Genomic DNA, 15,640 nt, shown 5'->3' on the forward strand with positions numbered 1-15,640 from the left:
ATGGCCAGGAAGACGGTAGCCGAGGCTGAGGAGACACGACAGCGCATCATCGACGCGGCTGTCGAGGTGTTCGCTGCCCAAGGAGTTCCAGACGCTACGCTGGACCAAATAGCCCGAAAGGCAGGCGTCACTCGTGGCGCCGTTTATTGGCATTTCAAAACGGGCGTTCCGGCTCAGGCGGCGATGGCTTGCCGGGCGGCCCGTCCCGGCTCGATTCCAAGTGCAGCAAACGTTTGCGGATCGATGTCGATCCAGCACGCGACAACCAGACGACCGTCCACCTGCTTCGGCGGCCCTGCCCGGTGCGCGTGCACGCCGATCCGGCGGAACAGCCGCTCCATGCTCGCGAACGTCACGCCGATCAGCTGCCGCGCGCCCAGCTGCGCCGCGCATTCGACGACCGCGGCGAGCATCGGGCGGACGGCCCACTCGGCATTGCCCGGACCGCCTTCGTCGCCGGTCGCCGCGAACCGCGACAGCTCCCAGACGGCAGCCGATTGCGGCAGCGGGACGCCTTCGGCGACCAGGTCGGCGAACAGCGACTTCAGCAGATACGGGCGGGTGGTCGGCAACAGGCGCGCACATCCGCACACGTCGCCGCCGGCGTTTCTCGCGAACACGTAGACGGTATCGTCGCGATCGAACTGATCGCGCTCGAAACTCTCGTTCGCCGACGGAAGCGCCCAACCGAGCTGTTCGACGAATACACGACGCCGATAGCGCCCTAAATCCGCTGCAAGTTCGTGCGGCAACCGCCCTTCCTCGTGAACGAAGGTTCGCATGGGTGTCCTCGGATTGATCTTTGTATGCACGCATTACAGCGCGCGTCCCGAGGAGGCGGTAACTGGTAACTCTTACAGGTAGACGTGCGCCGACGCGATTCGACCGGTGGTAACGGTTTCTTGATCGGCGGGATTGAAATACGGGCGGCTTTTGCTTATAAAGAGCGCCAGTCTTGAGGAAATGTCAGAGGAAAGCGTGGCAGATTGTCACTGGAGCGTGGGACCGGCATGATAGGTGTCATTGCGGCCGAGCAGCGCCGATGCGACGGCGGCGGGCCAGTCGATGCCAGCGAGCCGCGCGACGAGCGCGGCGGCGGTGCGGAACATGCCGAGGTCGGCGCCGTTGGCGTCCACGGCCATGATGTTGCTGCGGACGTCGCCGCCCGCGATCACGAACGTGCCCGTTGCACGTTCGAGATACCAGTCCCAGCCGACCGTCAGGTATGCGACGCCGGCACTGGCCGGGCGGTGCCATTCGGTATAGCCGGCCAGGCGCGCGTCGATGGCGCTGTCGCGCAGTTCCGCGAGCAGCGATGCATCGAGGTCGCTGGCGACATGGTCGAGCGCGAGCGCGGCCAGTGCGTTTTCGGACAGCCGTACGTAGCCGTCCGGAGACGGGCCGCGGACCGGGTGCAACAAAGGTGAAGTCATGCGCGGAATGTATCAGCCCCGAACCGGCGCTGGCACCTGACAGGTATGACAGCGTGACGTTGTCGGAGAAATAATGGAATTACGCTGGCAGGATGCCTACCAACAATTCAGTGCCGCGGAAGACGAGCAGCAGCTCTTCCAGCGGATCGCTGCCTATTCTAAACGCCTCGGCTTCGAATATTGCTGTTACGGCATTCGCGTGCCGCTGCCCGTATCGAAGCCGGCCGTCGCGATCTTCAATACCTATCCGGACGGCTGGATGGCGCGCTACCAGGCGCAGAACTACATCGAGATCGATTCGACGGTTCGCGACGGCGCGATGAGCACCAACATGATCGTGTGGCCGGACGTCGACCGGATCGACCCGTGCCCGTTGTGGCAGGACGCGCGCGACTACGGGCTGTCGGTGGGCGTTGCGCAGTCGAGCTGGGCGGCGCGCGGCGCGTTCGGGCTGCTGAGCATCGCCCGTCATGCGGACCGGCTCACGCCGGCCGAGATCAACATGCTGACGCTGCAGACGAACTGGCTCGCGAACCTGTCGCATTCGCTGATGAGCCGCTTCATGCTGCCGAAGCTGTCGCCGGAGTCGAGCGTCACGCTGACCGCACGCGAGCGCGAGGTGCTGCGCTGGACGGCCGAAGGCAAGACCGCGTGCGAGATCGGCCAGATCCTCAGCATCTCGGAGCGCACGGTCAACTTCCACGTGAACAACATCCTCGAGAAGCTCGGCGCGACGAACAAGGTCCAGGCGGTCGTCAAGGCGATCGGGGCCGGACTCATCGACACGCCCTGACGCGGCACCGGCGGCGGGGCAGTCCCGCCGCCGGATCGCATGAACGGCCGCTGCCGCTCACTCCATCAGCGGCTCCGCTTCCTTCGCGGTCCAGCTCACGCTGGAAATGCTTTTCTCCATGCATGGGAAGCAAGAAGTACTTCAGGCGGTGCTGACATCGCGGCAGCATCCACTTGAATTGGAGTTCTCCGCCGACGACGGGATCGAACTCTCCTGGGAAGCAGTGGTGACCGCCATGCTTGATGCTGTTAACAGCCCCCAGTCAAAGCAGTTCTCGGAAATCTTGATTTATCAGGGGGTGGACGAATCGGGTCTGATCCATAGCCGCATGGAGCAAGCGAGTAATCGATTCCTGCAGTACATTCATCAGGTGCTTAGGCATGCGATTATTCAAGGTGAATTGCCGCAGACTCTGGACCTTCACACTTCGATAGCCGTCTTCAAAGGGTTGGTCACCGGGTTGCTTTATGAGGGCCTACGCAGCCAGCATCAACCGTCTCAAGTCATCAAAGCCGCGCTGAGATCATTCTTGGCGTTGCTCAAGGAGCCTCCTCGCCACTTTCTGTGTGAGGAGGTTCAAGTTCCGCAAGCCTCAACAGAGTACTGTCAGCAGTAGCGCCGTTTCTGCCACTGATTACACCGCCAGCGCTCGCTCGCGCAGTTCACTGTTCAGGATGCGGTCGTTCTCGCTGTAGTCGACCGGGCAGTCAATGACGTGAACGCCGGGGTTGGCAATACAATGATCCAACAGTGGCAGCAATGCATCCGCGCTTTCCACCCTGTGTCCATGGGCACCATAGGCTTCGGCGTATCTGACGAAGTCCGGATTACCGTAGTCCAGACCGAAATCGGTGAAGCCCATGTTCGCCTGCTTCCAGCGGATCATGCCGTAGCCGTCGTCACGCAGGATTACCACGGTAATGTGCATGTTCAGGCGAACCGCGGTTTCCAATTCCTGGCTGTTCATCATGAAGCCACCGTCGCCACACACCGAAATCACCGGGCGATCCGCGTACACCAAATGGGCGGCCATGGCTGACGGCAGGCCGGCGCCCATGGTCGCCAGGGCGTTGTCGAGCAGCACGGTGTTGGGCTTGTGCGCCTTGTAGTTACGGGCGAACCAGATCTTGTAGATGCCGTTGTCTAGAGCGACGATGCCTTCGGACGGCAGCACGCGACGGATGTCGGCCACCAGGCGCTGAGGATAGACCGGGAAGCGGTCATCGTCGGCGCCTTCGGCGATCTGGGCTTCGTTGGCTTCACGAATCGCCATGAGACGGGTGAAGTCCCAGTGCGAGGTGTCGCCCAGACCTTCAGCGATCTGCCAGACGGCGTTGGCGATGTCACCGATCACTTCGATCTGCGGGAAGTACACGGCGTCGACTTCGGCAGAACGGAAGTTGATATGGATGACTTCAGTGCCGCCACGGAGCATGAAGAACGGCGGCTTCTCGATCACATCGTGGCCGATGTTGACGATCAGGTCGGCCGCTTCGATTGCACGGTGCACGAAATCACCGGACGACAGCGCAGCATTACCCAGGAAGCGCGGGCTGCGCTCGTCAACCACACCCTTGCCCAGCTGGGTGGTGACGAACGGGATACCGGTCTTATCGACCAGTTGCTTGAGGACCTTGGCGGTCATCTTGCGGTTGGCGCCGGCACCGATTACCAGGATAGGGCTGCGTGCGGTGCGCAGTTTCTCGATGGCAGCTTCGATGGCCACGTGCTCGGCCAGCGGACGGCGGTGCAGGCTCGGTGGAATTGGCAAGCTGTCGGTCTGCTCGGCGGCGATGTCTTCCGGCAGTTCCAGGTGCACGGCGCCCGGTTTCTCTTCTTCAGCCAGACGGAAGGCTTCGCGCATGCGTGCCGGGATGTTGTCGGCCGAGGCGAACTGGTGGGTGTACTTGGTGATGGGGTCCATCATGCCGCACACATCGATGATCTGGAAGCGGCCCTGCTTGGACTTCTTGATCGGCTTCTGGCCGGTAATCATCATCATCGGCATGCCGCCGAGATAGGCGTAGGCGCTGGCGGTCACCAAGTTGGTCGCGCCAGGGCCGAGGGTCGACAGGCTGACGCCGGTCTTGCCGGTCAGGCGACCATAGGTGGCGGCCATGAAGCCCGCGGACTGCTCGTGACGGGTCAATACCAGCTTAATCTTCGACTTGCGCAGGGATTCCAGTAGGTCGAGGTTCTCCTCACCGGGAATGCCGAATACATACTCGACACCTTCGTTTTCCAGGCATTGCACAACGACATCAGCGGCCTTAGCCATAGTTCACCCTCATCGCACTCGAGGCAGTTTGGACCTGAGAGGGAGGCGCAGCAGCAGGTGCGCCACTCTCCCACGGGCTCTTATCGGTTGGTTTTTACATCTAGTGTTTGCAGCGCAGCGGCCGAGTGGCCTCCAGCGCAGTTGGAGCAAATAAAAAGAAGGCCCGGCATCGAGCCGGGCCTCCGAGGTAATGCTTAACCGAGGACGCTTTGGAGAGCCTGCTGCAGTTCTGAAACTGCTTCGTCGGCCGACCAAACAGCGTTGCTGTGCCGCCAAGCGACATAGCCATCAGGTCGAACCAGAAGCGCGCCTGCCTCGTGAATCTCACGAACCGATTGCCAATCGCAGTAGAGGTCCGCGGTCCCTTTTGCGCCTGTTACAACGGTTTTCAGGAATGGCTGGTTTAAGCTTTCTGCAGCAGCCACCCATGCCTGGCCGGCAAGGCCCGTGATAAGCGTCATTTGCCCTTTACCCACGACATCGAGTGTAGAAATCCGGTGGCCGCTTTCGTTAACTAGCCAAGCGTGAGGAAGCTTGGCACCAGGGCGAGTGGTAGCCTGCAGGTACAGTTCTTTGTCACGAGCCCAGAGTTCAACACCATCCCTAGGATCAGCTTTAACGGCAGAGGACACGTAGCGCTGGTTCAGCTCGACACCTTGAGCGTTGAATTCGCGACTCTTGATTTCCAGCGCCTTCTGCAGGTTCATGCGAACTTCCACACCAGCCGGGCTGGGGTCACGCATGCGATCAAGCAGCTTGGCGATGGTGTCCACGCCATTGCCAAAGTTGAAGCACTCTTTCAGCAGGGCATAGTCCTTACGCGACTGGTTGGCACGTGCCACGATCTGCTTGCCCACGGGAGCACGCTCTGCGGTGTAGCTTTCCAGCAGATTCGGATCGGCAAAGCCTTTAAGAACGTAAGCCAGCTTCCAGGCAAGGTTGAAGCCATCCTGCATACAGGTGTTGGAGCCCAGGCCGCTTGATGGTGGGTGACGGTGAACAGCGTCGCCAGCACAGAACACTCGGCCACGGGAGTACTCGGTGGCATGTGCTTGGTTTACATACCAGGTCGACATGCGTTCGATCTGAACTTCCAGCTTGGGATCACCGACCAAAAGACGAATCTTGTCTAGTACCACTTCTGGGGATAGATCCGGAGCGCCTTTGGTTATGTCGAAGCCCCAACCCGCAATCCACTGATCCCACGGACGGATGGCGCGCAACAAACCCATGCCGATCTCACCGAAACCAGCTTCTGGAGTAGCGATCCACTGCAGGATACTTGGACGGTGTTCTACGTACTTGCTCAGGTCTGCGTTGAAAATGACGTAAGCGGTTCCAGCCCTTGCCATCTCGCCTACGATCGGTAGGTCGATTTCTTTGGCTACTTTGGAGTTGGCTCCATCGGCGCCCACCAGATACTTCGCTCGGACCTCGTATTCGATACCGGTCAGAACGTCCTTCATGCGAGCAGTTACACCTTCGGCATCCTGCTTATGGCTCAAGTATTCGGTGTTGAAGCTCACTTGAGCACCGCGTGCTGCAGCATGCTTGAGCAGGATAGACTCCATTTCAGGCTGGATGAGATCCAGCATGGTGCATGGACTGCCCTGGACGTAGTCGCCCTTGCGTTTGTCGCCAGTGCCCCAGGTGCGCATACGTGCGATTTCTTCACCTGCCAAACTGGTGGTGAACAGCGTATCGCCCATCTGATCCCAGGGCGTGGCCGCTCTCACCACCTCCTCTTCCAACCCAAGGTCACGCACGACCTCCATGGCACGCTGGTTCGTGATGTGAGCGCGCGGCGAGTTTGCCAGCCAGTTGAACATGGTGACCATTTTTACCCGCACACCGTAGGTGGCGAGTGCTAGGGCAGTGGTCGCACCAGCAGGGCCAGTGCCGATCACCAAAACATCGGTGTCAAAGCTATTGGAGGTAGTCATTTTCTTATTCTCCAGGCGTTACAAAGGTCGTTTCGAGCTCGCAAAGGCTCGGATCAGTTTTGGTGCTGGAAACCGGAACGCCGACGAACTAGGCGTCAGGTAGTGCCAGCTTTTAAGGACGAACGTCAGAACGCTGCGACTTAGAGTGCGCGTATGTGATGAGGGGCTGCTGCATGGGACCTCCGGATATTTATTGTTCTTTAGGTTCAGGGCAATCAGGTCAACGCAAAGTGCGAGGAGTAGCCTGCCGCCAACCCATGCTTGCATGCTAGCATGCAAGCATGGCGTAGACAACGAGGCCGAAGCTGCATTTCGTCAGCCTCTCTAGTGCCTGCTTTTGCCCATCCCCTGGGGGCACTCAGCGCGCAAGCAGTTAAGTTTTTTCAACCGCTTCAATTTCTTCTCTTTCTGATATGGGGCGACAAGTAGCTATCATACCTACCAGAGCAATGAGGGCCGCAGCTAGGCAGAAACTCATCAACAGCAACGCTGCACTCAAGGCCGGCATCAGCTCGTAGAACCAAGGAAGAGTCACACTAATCCCTGCGGAGAAAAGCATTTGAACAGTCCGGAGGAGTCCTGAGGCGGTGCCTCTATCCTCCGTTGCCGTTGAAAGTGCACTGTGGGTTGCTGCTGGGGATACCAATCCAAAAAAATAGATCGTTAGGCTGGTAAATACGACAAGCATGGTTAACGAAATTTCGCCGAGCGTTCTCTGCAGTACGAGTGCTGCGATGCTAATCAGTAAGCCTGAACAGCCGATCACCATGACCCTTCTGTCGGTCCAGCCTCGACGGTTCAAGGCAGCGGTGGTCAAGGAGCCAAAAAACGCGGCACCTGAGATGAGAGAAATAAGCAATGAAAATTGAAGCCCCGTTACAGAGTAATCACCGTAAAAAATTTTTGGCGAAGCCGTGATGAATACGAACATGATGGTAAAGCAAGCGGCATAGATGATTGATGAGCAGGAAAAAACCAGGTTCTTCAAAAATGCCGCGCATCGAATGACTGCTGAGGTGAACGAGATTTGCTTACGCAGGGTCGGTATAAGTGTTTCTTTATAGGTTAAACAGAGCCCAAGCCAAATGGCGGCCCCCGCCAGCGCCTGTACCAGGTGAACCGTACGCCAGGACCAGAAATCAGTGATCACGCCGCCAAGCAATGGCGCGATCAATGGTCCGAGACCCACAACCGCCGTCAAGCTGGCTATATGGGTGCGTGCTGTCTGTTCTGGAAGACTCTCTCTGACAATCGAGAACGGAAGGGCAACACATGCACCGGCAGCGGCACCCTGGAAAGCTCTAGCCACAAGCAGAGCCGTGAAGTCACTGGAGTGTGAACAGGCTAAAGCTGCGAGGCTGTAGCATAATAGGCTGACTAGTAGCGTGATGCGACGACCGAAGCGATCAGCGATCAGCCCGCTGACAAGAGGTGTTGAGCAGAACCCAGCGAGGAATATCGCCAAGGTCAACGAGCCTTTTCCCCCTTGCACACCCAGTTCATGCTCCAAGTTAGGAATCCCAGGCAAGGACATGTCAATTGACATTGGGCCAAGCGCGCAGATCGCACCAAACAGAAAAGTAAACCAGATCCCTAGTGTGCTGCGACCTGTCATGCTCAACTCCTATGTCGTCACTCTTTTTCTTCCCCGGATTGAAACGGCACTAGCGCGTCGTTTCACCACAAAGCAAATGTGTAGTCGACGTTCACTCGCAGCTCATTGTCATCACGGTGAGTAGCGCCAGGACCGAAATCATTTCGATACCAAGCGTGCCTTACTCGGAGTGCCACATCTTTGAAGGTACCGCTCTGGATGACATAGGAAAGCTCGACGTCTTTTTCCGACTCTTTGAGATTGCCGCCGCCAAGGTTCGGAAGATCAATGTTGTCCCCGCTGACGTAACGCAACATGCCCTTCAGTCCTGGGACGCCAACCCCAGCGAAGTCATAGTCGTACTTGACCTGCCAGCTTCTCTCTTTAGGGTTTAGGAACTCCGAGCTTAGGGTGCCTTCGGTTATCACCAGAGGCTCAGTACCAAAGAGATAGGGCATAGCGGTATCGCCGGTCAGCTGCATGAAGCCAACGCCGAGACGATGCACGCCGAGCTGGTAGGTCATCATCAATGCAGTATTGCGGTTGTCTACCTGCCCAGCTTTTGCGGATCCATTGTCTTTGGAGTCATAGAAGCGGAAGTCGGAAGTGAGCCGTCCTGAACCCAGCTCACGGGTGTCGACGAAACCGAGGTAGTTCTTGTCGTAGATGTCTTCCAGCTCTGCGTAGTAGTACTTGAGGGTTAGGTTTTTGGACCAGGCGTAATCGCCGCCCAAGAAATAGAAGGCATCAGACTCCGCAGCTCCGTTGAAACGTCCGTTCGGCGCTGAAACTCGCATCTTTTGGTAATCAGTTGAATCTCGTAGGTTGATTCGGTCCAACCACCCCGCGTGCAGTGACAAATTGCTGATGTCTTGCGAGCGCAGGTAGGTCCCGCGGAAAGTCTGTGGCAGCAGCCGTGTTGGACTTGCGAATGCGATCGGCAAGAACGTACTCACAGTGCCGTACTGCAGCTCGGTTTTGGAAACTTTGATCTTCGCTGTGAGCCCTAGCTCGGAGTAATCCTTAGCGGGCTCCCTGGTGGCGGCAGAGAACGGCAAGAGGCCAGTGCCTACCCGGTCTGGTGAGGAGTCCAGGCGCAAACCCATCATGGCTTGAGCATCCAATCCAAAGCCGACCACGCCCTCGGTGAAGCCCGAGTTGAAATTGACGATGAAGCCTTGGGCCCACTCTCGCGCCGCAGCTTGCGGCGTCTGGTTGATGTAATTGCGATCGAAGTAATAGTTGCGCAGCGTTACCTTAGCTTTCGAATCTTCCACGAACCCGGCTGCCTGGAGTGAAGCAGCATGCATAGCCAGCAGCCCGGCGAATGCAATAGTTGTTGATTTGCTCATGTCGTGTCTTCTTTTTTGTTTTTGTGATGACGCAATTTCGGTCAAACCGCTGAAGCACTCAGCTCAGGGCGCTTCTTCAGAGACGAGAGATAAAGCAGCGAGATAGCCGCTAGAACGATGCCCGGCGCCGAGGCCAACATTACGCCGCCCGCACCGGCCCCCAGGACCATCATTTTTCCTACGACGAGTGGTCCCGTCATGGCACCAATACGACCGACAGCGAGTGCTGCGCCGGTCCCGGTCGCCCGGCCATTGGCGGGATAGAACTGAGGAGCAAGGGCGTAGAGCACGCACTGGCCACCCGTTGTGAAGATGCCGGCCAAGAATCCTGCACCGATCATGGTAGGGAGTGAAGCCGCCACGGTCAGGCAGGCCAAGGAAATCAGAATGCCCCCATAAACCAGTGCCGACATGGCCCAGATAGGTAGGCGATCCATGGCAACGCCGAGCATCAACGTACCCACGGCCGCTCCAAGCTGCATGGCCAATACGACGACGCTTGCCTCGCTCGGTTTGAATCCCTGTCCAATCAGGATGCTTGGCAGCCAGTTGATCAGGATGTAGGTGACCATCAGTGTGAAGAAGAAGCTAACCCACAGGAGCAGGGTTTTCTTCAGTGCACCGCCTTCAACCAGGATGGCTTTGGTGGAGGGAACTTCGATCGTGGTGGTGGCTGCAATTGATTGCTTGTACACGTCGGGCAGGAAGAGAACCAGCAAGGGAACGATGACCAAAGGGACCACGCCGCCGACGTAGAAGACGAGCTTCCAGCCAGCCCCGAAATCCAGCAGCCCAATGGCGGCTGCCAACGCGGCCCCCAGCGGTACACCGCAGTACATCAAGCTTACTGCCGTGCCTCGCATGCGCTCACCAGCGGCTTCAGAGGCGAGTGCGATCAGGTTGGGCAGCGATGCTCCCAACCCCACGCCTGTCAGGAGCCGGGCGAACAGCAACGCGCTGAAGCTCCAGGCAACCGTAGTGACGAGGGAGAAGATGCCGAATAGTGCAACCGAGACGATGAGTACTTTCTTCCGGCCATAGCGATCAGCAAGGCGGCCGCCAATGAAAGCGCCTGGGAGCATACCAAGTACGCCAACACTGAAGACCCAGCCCATTTCCAGCTTATCCAAGCTGTAGTCGGCAGACATGCCGTGAGCCGCGATCCCTGGGGCTTGGAGATCCAAGCCTTCCATCAATGCTACGAGGAAGCAAAGCGCGATGGTGATGAAAAGTTGTAACCGTCTGGCCAACTCCACCCCTCAGCACACAGACCAGCTCGGACAAGAACGGGTGGAAAACAAAGCCTTGCCCGCAGGTATACCCATTGAATAAGCCTGTATCTGACGTAGGTCATGCAGAGCCTGCCAGCGGGTCGCAATCGACGATGGCTTCATTGTATACTTCGGCTCCGCATACCCCTTGAGCTACAGGAACATCAGCATGACTGTACTCCAAACGATCTACTGGCAGCCTACGCCGCCTTAGCGCTACGCCCCCTCGCAACAACCTGCTTCCGCTAGCCTCGCTCGCGGGTGCTCACTGCTGTACGCCTGGTTTTACACCTTAAGCACACAGCAAAAAATCCTCAAAATTTGAATTTGTATCGATTCGCTCGCCACTCCCTTGGCGTGCGCGATGCTTTGCCTTGGATATTTATATGCTGCAAAAACTTAGACAAACGTGGTTTTCCAACGTCCGTGCCGACGTGCTCGCGGGGCTGGTGGTCGCACTCGCGCTGATCCCGGAAGCCATCGCCTTTTCCATCATCGCCGGGGTAGATCCCAAAGTCGGTCTCTACGCCTCCTTCTGTATCTGTGCTGTCATCGCCTTTGTCGGCGGGCGCCCCGGAATGATCTCGGCGGCGACAGGCGCCATGGCACTGCTGATGGTTACGCTGGTAAAAGAGCATGGACTCCAGTACCTGCTGGCCGCGACGCTACTATGTGGCGTACTTCAAATCCTTGCCGGCTACCTGAAGCTCGGCTCGTTGATGCGCTTTGTTTCACGCTCGGTAGTCACCGGCTTCGTAAACGCATTAGCGATTCTGATTTTTATGGCGCAATTGCCTGAGCTGACCAATGTCACCTGGCATGTCTATGCCATGACCGCTGCGGGCCTGGGAATCATCTACCTGTTCCCGTATGTACCGAAAATCGGCAAGGTGATTCCCTCTCCATTGGTGTGCATTCTGACGCTGACTGCCATCGCCATTTACCTCGGTTTGGATATCCGCACCGTCGGTGACATGGGCCAACTGCCTGATACGCTCCCGATCTTCCTCTGGCCTGAAGTTCCGCTGAATTTTGAAACCCTGCGCATCATTTTCCCGTACTCGGCTGCGTTGGCAGTAGTGGGTCTACTCGAATCAATGATGACCGCGACCATCGTCGACGACCTTACCGACACCACCAGCAACAAAAACCGCGAGTGCAAAGGCCAGGGTGTGGCCAACATCGCTGCCGGCATGCTTGGCGGCATGGCAGGTTGCGCCATGATCGGCCAGTCGATCATCAACGTGAAATCTGGTGGCCGCACCCGTCTCTCGACATTGTGTGCCGGCGTTTTCCTGCTGCTGATGGTGGTATTTCTTGGCGAGTGGCTCTCCAAAATCCCTATGGCGGCACTCGTGGCTGTGATGATCATGGTGTCCATCGGCACCTTTAGCTGGGATTCCTTGCGTAATCTGAAAGAGCATCCGCTGTCGACCAACCTCGTCATGGTGGCGACCGTCGTGGTCGTCGTGGCCACTCACAATCTGGCTTACGGCGTACTGGTAGGTGTGCTGCTGGCCTCCCTGTTCTTCGCAAACAAGGTCGGGCACTACCTGGATATCAAGAGCACTCTTGAAGAGACGAAATCGCATCGGACTTACCGCGTCGTGGGCCAGGTGTTCTTTAGCTCTGCGGACAAGTTCACTGAGGTTTTTGACTTCAAGGAGGCGCTCAACAAGGTCACCATCGATCTCACACAGGCGCATTTCTGGGATATCACCGCCGTCGCAGCGCTGGATAAGGTCGTGATCAAGTTCCGACGCGAAGGCGCTGAGGTTGAAGTGCTCGGTCTCAATGAAGCCAGCGCGACAATCGTTGACCGCTTCGGCGTGCATGACAAACCCGGTGCCATCGACAAGCTCATGAGCCACTAAGGAGAACGACAATGACCCGCGTAATGGCATGCATTGATAACTCACAATCCTCATTGGCGGTCTGCGATTACGCAGCATGGGCCTCGCAACGACTCAGCGCTCCCCTGACCTTGCTTCATGTGCTGGATAAGGAGAAATATCCTGCATCCGCTGACCTCAGCGGCAATATCGGTCTCGGTAGCAGAGAACATCTGCTGGAAGAGTTGGCCATGCTGGATGCGCAGCGGGCAAAACTGGCGTTGGAGCATGGGCAGCACATGCTTGAAAAAGCTCGCGAGCGAACAGTTCACTCTGGCGCCATGTCACCTGATATGAAGCAGCGCCATGGCCATCTCGTCGAGAGCCTGAGCGATCTCCAAGACGATATTCGGTTACTGGTGATTGGAAGAGTCGGTGAGGACAGCACGCGCAGTGCCCAAAGTCTTGGCAGCCAGATTGAAGCGATAGTCCGAACTATCCACCGCCCCACCCTGATTACAACCAGCCATTTCAGGAAACCTGAAACGGTCATGGTGGCATTTGACGGCAGCGCAACAGGCCACAAGACCTTACAGATGCTTGCTTCAAGCCCGCTGTGCGAAGGCCTGCCAATTCATATCGTCATGGTTGGAACGGATTCTGAAGACAACCAGAACGCGCTGGAGAAGGCACGAACCACGCTTGCGTCTTCCGGCTCGCTGGTGCATTCCGAGATCCGCCCAGGCGAAGTAGAGTCCACACTGCATGCGTATCAGGCAGAGCACGGCATTGACCTCTTGGTCATGGGGGCGTACGGGCACTCACGCATCAGGCACTTTCTGATAGGCAGCACGACCACGACGATGCTGCGTACATCCACTGTACCCTTATTGCTGCTTCGCTGAGCCAGTTCCACTGGCCACAGTATTTCCAGAACTGAGGAAATACCGTGGCCACCCTGGACGATGACTAACTGATCTTGCCGCTACGAGACCACATGCAACTCATAACTGAAATTGTTCACCCCGAGCTGAAATCCAAGCAGGGCAGAGTATTCCGTCGACATGCAGCTCGCGGCATCGTGATGCGGGGTGAACAGATCCTGTTGCTGTTCACCGAGCGCTATAACGATTTCAGCTTTCCTGGAGGCGGCCTTGATGGTGACGAGGACATTGTCGCAGGCCTGAAGCGTGAGCTTGAGGAAGAGACTGGTGCTCGTGAAATACAGGTGCTCCAGCACTACGGTTACATCGAGGAGTACCGGCCCTACCAAAAGCCACAGTACGATCTGATGCACATGACCTCGCATTTTTATCAATGCGAAGTAGCGCCCCAGCTAGAGCCGGTGAGAATGGAAAGCCACGAAATCGCTAATGGTATGCGGCCTGTCTGGATCAACCTGCATGAAGCCATCGCACACAATGAAGCCGTCATGCAGCGTCACGAGTCTTCGATGGGGCAGTCAATTCTGCGCGAAACCTACATGCTGAGAAAAGTCGCTTCCGAATTGTTGATGCCAATCAGCCTTTGAGCTGACTATTTGGCGAAGTCCACTTAGCCTGCCTCAGGCAAGCATCCAATGCTGCGGGAGTAATTGCGTGATTTCGCTCGCCCGCTGTGTCGGAAGCCGCATCAGTACATCCTTGAGATAGGCATACGGATCGTGCCCATTCATACGCGCCGACTGGATCAGGCTCATGATTGCCGCCGCCCTTTTTCCACTGCGCAGCGACCCGGCAAATAACCAGTTCGAGCGCCCAAGCGCCCACGGCCGGATCAAATTCTCGATCTGGTTATTGTCGATGGGCACAGCACCATCTTCCAGGTAGCGCGTCAGCGCTACCCAGCGTTTAAGGCTGTAATCCAGGGCCTTGGCCGTGGCCGAACCCTCGGGCACAAGTTCGCGTTGGGCCAACATCCACTCATGCAGTTTTTCAGCGATGGGCACCGCTGTTTCCTGACGTAATCGCCAGCGGGCTTCGTCGCTCATTTCCTTGGCGTGTCGCTCGACTTCATACAACCCGCCAATCGAGTGAAGCGCCTGCTCCGCCAACTGGCTTTTATTGGCTGCATGCAGGTCGAAGAATTTGCGGCGTGCATGGGCCATGCAGCCGATTTCGGTGATGCCCAGCTCGAAGCTGGCCTTGTAGCCGGCGAAGTCATCGCAGACCAGCTTACCGTTCCACGTGCCCAGGAAGTTACGCGCATGTTCGCCGGCACGGCTGGGGCTGAAGTCGTAGACCACGGCCTTTAGGGCCGAGAAAGGCGTGGTGCTATAGGCCCACACGTAAGCGCGGTGGGTTTTCTTTTCGCCTGGTGCGAGCATCTGAACCGGGGTCTCATCGGCGTGGATCACGCCCTGGGCCAACACATGCTCACGCAGCGCATCGACCAGAGGCTGGAGCTGCACACCGGTCTGTCCGATCCATTGCGCCAGTGTCGAACGGGCGATGGGCAGTCCGGCCCGACCAAAAATCTTCTCCTGCCGGTACAGCGGTAAATGGTCGGCGAACTTCGCCACCATCACGTGGGCCAAAAGGCCTGCGGTCGGGATGCCCTTGTCGATCACTTGGGCCGGTACAGGCGCCTGGATCAGTGTTTCACACTGACGGCACGTCCATTTTCCACGCACATGCCGCTCAACTGTGAACACGCCCGGAGTGTAATCGAGCTTCTCGCTGACGTCTTCGCCGATTCGCTGAAGCTGGCAGCCGCACACGCACTGAGTATTCTCTGGTTCGTGACGGATCACGGTTCGCGGAAACTGCGGCGGCAGTGGTGCACGCTTGGGCTTATGACGTGGCTCGGCCGGTGCGGCCGGCGGATTGGCTGCCTTCAGCTCGGCTTCGATAGCTGCGATATCGGTATCGAGCAGATCATCAAGCAGACTGCCTTGGTCGGGGCTCAGTTGCTCGCTGCGCTTGGCGAACTTGTGTCGCTTGAGGATGGCGATTTCATGAGCCAGTTGCTCGTTGACCGTTTCGAGGCGTTGGATTTTCTGGCTCATGGAGTCGACCTGGGACAGCAACTGCATAGCCTGTTCGGCCAAGCCGCGCAGCTGTTCCGGTGTCATCTGGTCGAGATTGGGCGAGGAAGTCATGCCGCTGATTGTGTCAGAGCAGGTCGTCAACAGCGATAAACCGA

General features: G+C 57.7%; 13 protein-coding genes and 1 pseudogene. 6 read left to right on the forward strand and 8 right to left on the reverse strand.

Going from position 1 to position 15,640, the window contains the following annotated elements; translation table 11 throughout:
• Positions 1-147 (forward strand): annotated as a pseudogene (locus ACNQP3_RS07830) (TetR family transcriptional regulator); the annotation flags it as partial.
• Positions 148-173: 26 nt separating this feature from the next.
• Here the strand turns inward: ACNQP3_RS07830 and ACNQP3_RS07835 are convergent.
• Together ACNQP3_RS07835 and ACNQP3_RS07840 are read right to left on the reverse strand one after the other, a co-directional pair.
• On the reverse strand, positions 174-782 hold the full coding sequence (locus ACNQP3_RS07835) for an acyl-homoserine-lactone synthase (RefSeq protein ID WP_126225651.1): 609 nt from the start codon (positions 780-782) through the stop codon (positions 174-176).
• Between the two features lie 207 nt (positions 783-989).
• Positions 990-1,433 (reverse strand): DUF4902 domain-containing protein, encoded by a 444-nt coding sequence (locus ACNQP3_RS07840; RefSeq protein WP_006762267.1) that lies wholly within the window; start codon positions 1,431-1,433, stop codon positions 990-992.
• A 73-nt stretch (positions 1,434-1,506) separates the two neighbouring features.
• Here ACNQP3_RS07840 and ACNQP3_RS07845 point away from each other — a divergent pair, with 73 nt between their 5' ends.
• Both ACNQP3_RS07845 and ACNQP3_RS07850 read left to right on the forward strand, forming a co-directional pair.
• Positions 1,507-2,226: an autoinducer binding domain-containing protein gene (locus ACNQP3_RS07845; RefSeq protein WP_011659109.1), complete on the forward strand. Its 720-nt coding sequence runs from the start codon at positions 1,507-1,509 to the stop codon at positions 2,224-2,226.
• Between the two features lie 118 nt (positions 2,227-2,344).
• Positions 2,345-2,842 carry a TetR family transcriptional regulator gene (locus ACNQP3_RS07850; protein WP_416469514.1) on the forward strand — a complete coding sequence of 166 codons (498 nt, stop codon included), beginning with the start codon at positions 2,345-2,347 and terminating at the stop codon, positions 2,840-2,842.
• Between the two features lie 18 nt (positions 2,843-2,860).
• Here the strand turns inward: ACNQP3_RS07850 and ACNQP3_RS07855 are convergent, their stop codons facing one another.
• The 5 genes from ACNQP3_RS07855 to mhpT all read right to left on the reverse strand — a co-directional run bounded on the left by ACNQP3_RS07855 (position 2,861) and on the right by mhpT (position 10,586).
• On the reverse strand, positions 2,861-4,504 hold the full coding sequence (locus ACNQP3_RS07855; RefSeq protein ID WP_173880913.1) for an acetolactate synthase large subunit: 1,644 nt from the start codon (positions 4,502-4,504) through the stop codon (positions 2,861-2,863).
• Positions 4,505-4,698: 194 nt separating this feature from the next.
• Positions 4,699-6,447: an FAD-dependent oxidoreductase gene (locus ACNQP3_RS07860; protein WP_173880911.1), complete on the reverse strand. Its 1,749-nt coding sequence runs from the start codon at positions 6,445-6,447 to the stop codon at positions 4,699-4,701.
• 373 nt (positions 6,448-6,820) lie between these two features.
• A complete protein-coding gene (locus ACNQP3_RS07865) occupies positions 6,821-8,062 on the reverse strand; it encodes an MFS transporter (RefSeq protein WP_135198395.1) in 1,242 nt (413 codons plus the stop codon).
• Between the two features lie 62 nt (positions 8,063-8,124).
• Entirely contained in the window at positions 8,125-9,393 is a 1,269-nt protein-coding gene (locus ACNQP3_RS07870; protein WP_135198396.1) for an OprD family porin, read from the reverse strand.
• Positions 9,394-9,434: 41 nt separating this feature from the next.
• On the reverse strand, positions 9,435-10,586 hold the full coding sequence (mhpT, locus tag ACNQP3_RS07875; RefSeq protein ID WP_413470056.1) for a 3-(3-hydroxy-phenyl)propionate transporter MhpT: 1,152 nt from the start codon (positions 10,584-10,586) through the stop codon (positions 9,435-9,437).
• A 464-nt stretch (positions 10,587-11,050) separates the two neighbouring features.
• Between mhpT and ACNQP3_RS07880 the strand changes: the two genes are divergently transcribed.
• The 3 genes from ACNQP3_RS07880 (at position 11,051) to ACNQP3_RS07890 (ending at position 14,027) form a co-directional block, all read left to right on the forward strand.
• Entirely contained in the window at positions 11,051-12,538 is a 1,488-nt protein-coding gene (locus ACNQP3_RS07880; protein WP_009684101.1) for a SulP family inorganic anion transporter, read from the forward strand.
• An 11-nt stretch (positions 12,539-12,549) separates the two neighbouring features.
• Positions 12,550-13,401, forward strand: coding sequence for a universal stress protein (locus tag ACNQP3_RS07885; protein ID WP_264316680.1), 852 nt, complete (start codon positions 12,550-12,552; stop codon positions 13,399-13,401).
• A gap of 92 nt (positions 13,402-13,493) precedes the next feature.
• A complete protein-coding gene (locus tag ACNQP3_RS07890; RefSeq protein WP_009684099.1) occupies positions 13,494-14,027 on the forward strand; it encodes an NUDIX hydrolase in 534 nt (177 codons plus the stop codon).
• A 33-nt stretch (positions 14,028-14,060) separates the two neighbouring features.
• Here the strand turns inward: ACNQP3_RS07890 and tnpC are convergent, their stop codons facing one another.
• Complete coding sequence (gene tnpC / locus ACNQP3_RS07895; RefSeq protein WP_009684098.1) at positions 14,061-15,596, reverse strand: IS66 family transposase; 1,536 nt, start codon at positions 15,594-15,596, stop codon at positions 14,061-14,063.
• Positions 15,597-15,640 lie beyond the last annotated feature (44 nt).

It is taken from the genome of Pseudomonas sp. LFS074 (assembly GCF_047978165.1).
Taxonomy (GTDB): Bacteria; Pseudomonadota; Gammaproteobacteria; order Pseudomonadales; family Pseudomonadaceae; genus Aquipseudomonas; species Aquipseudomonas putida_P.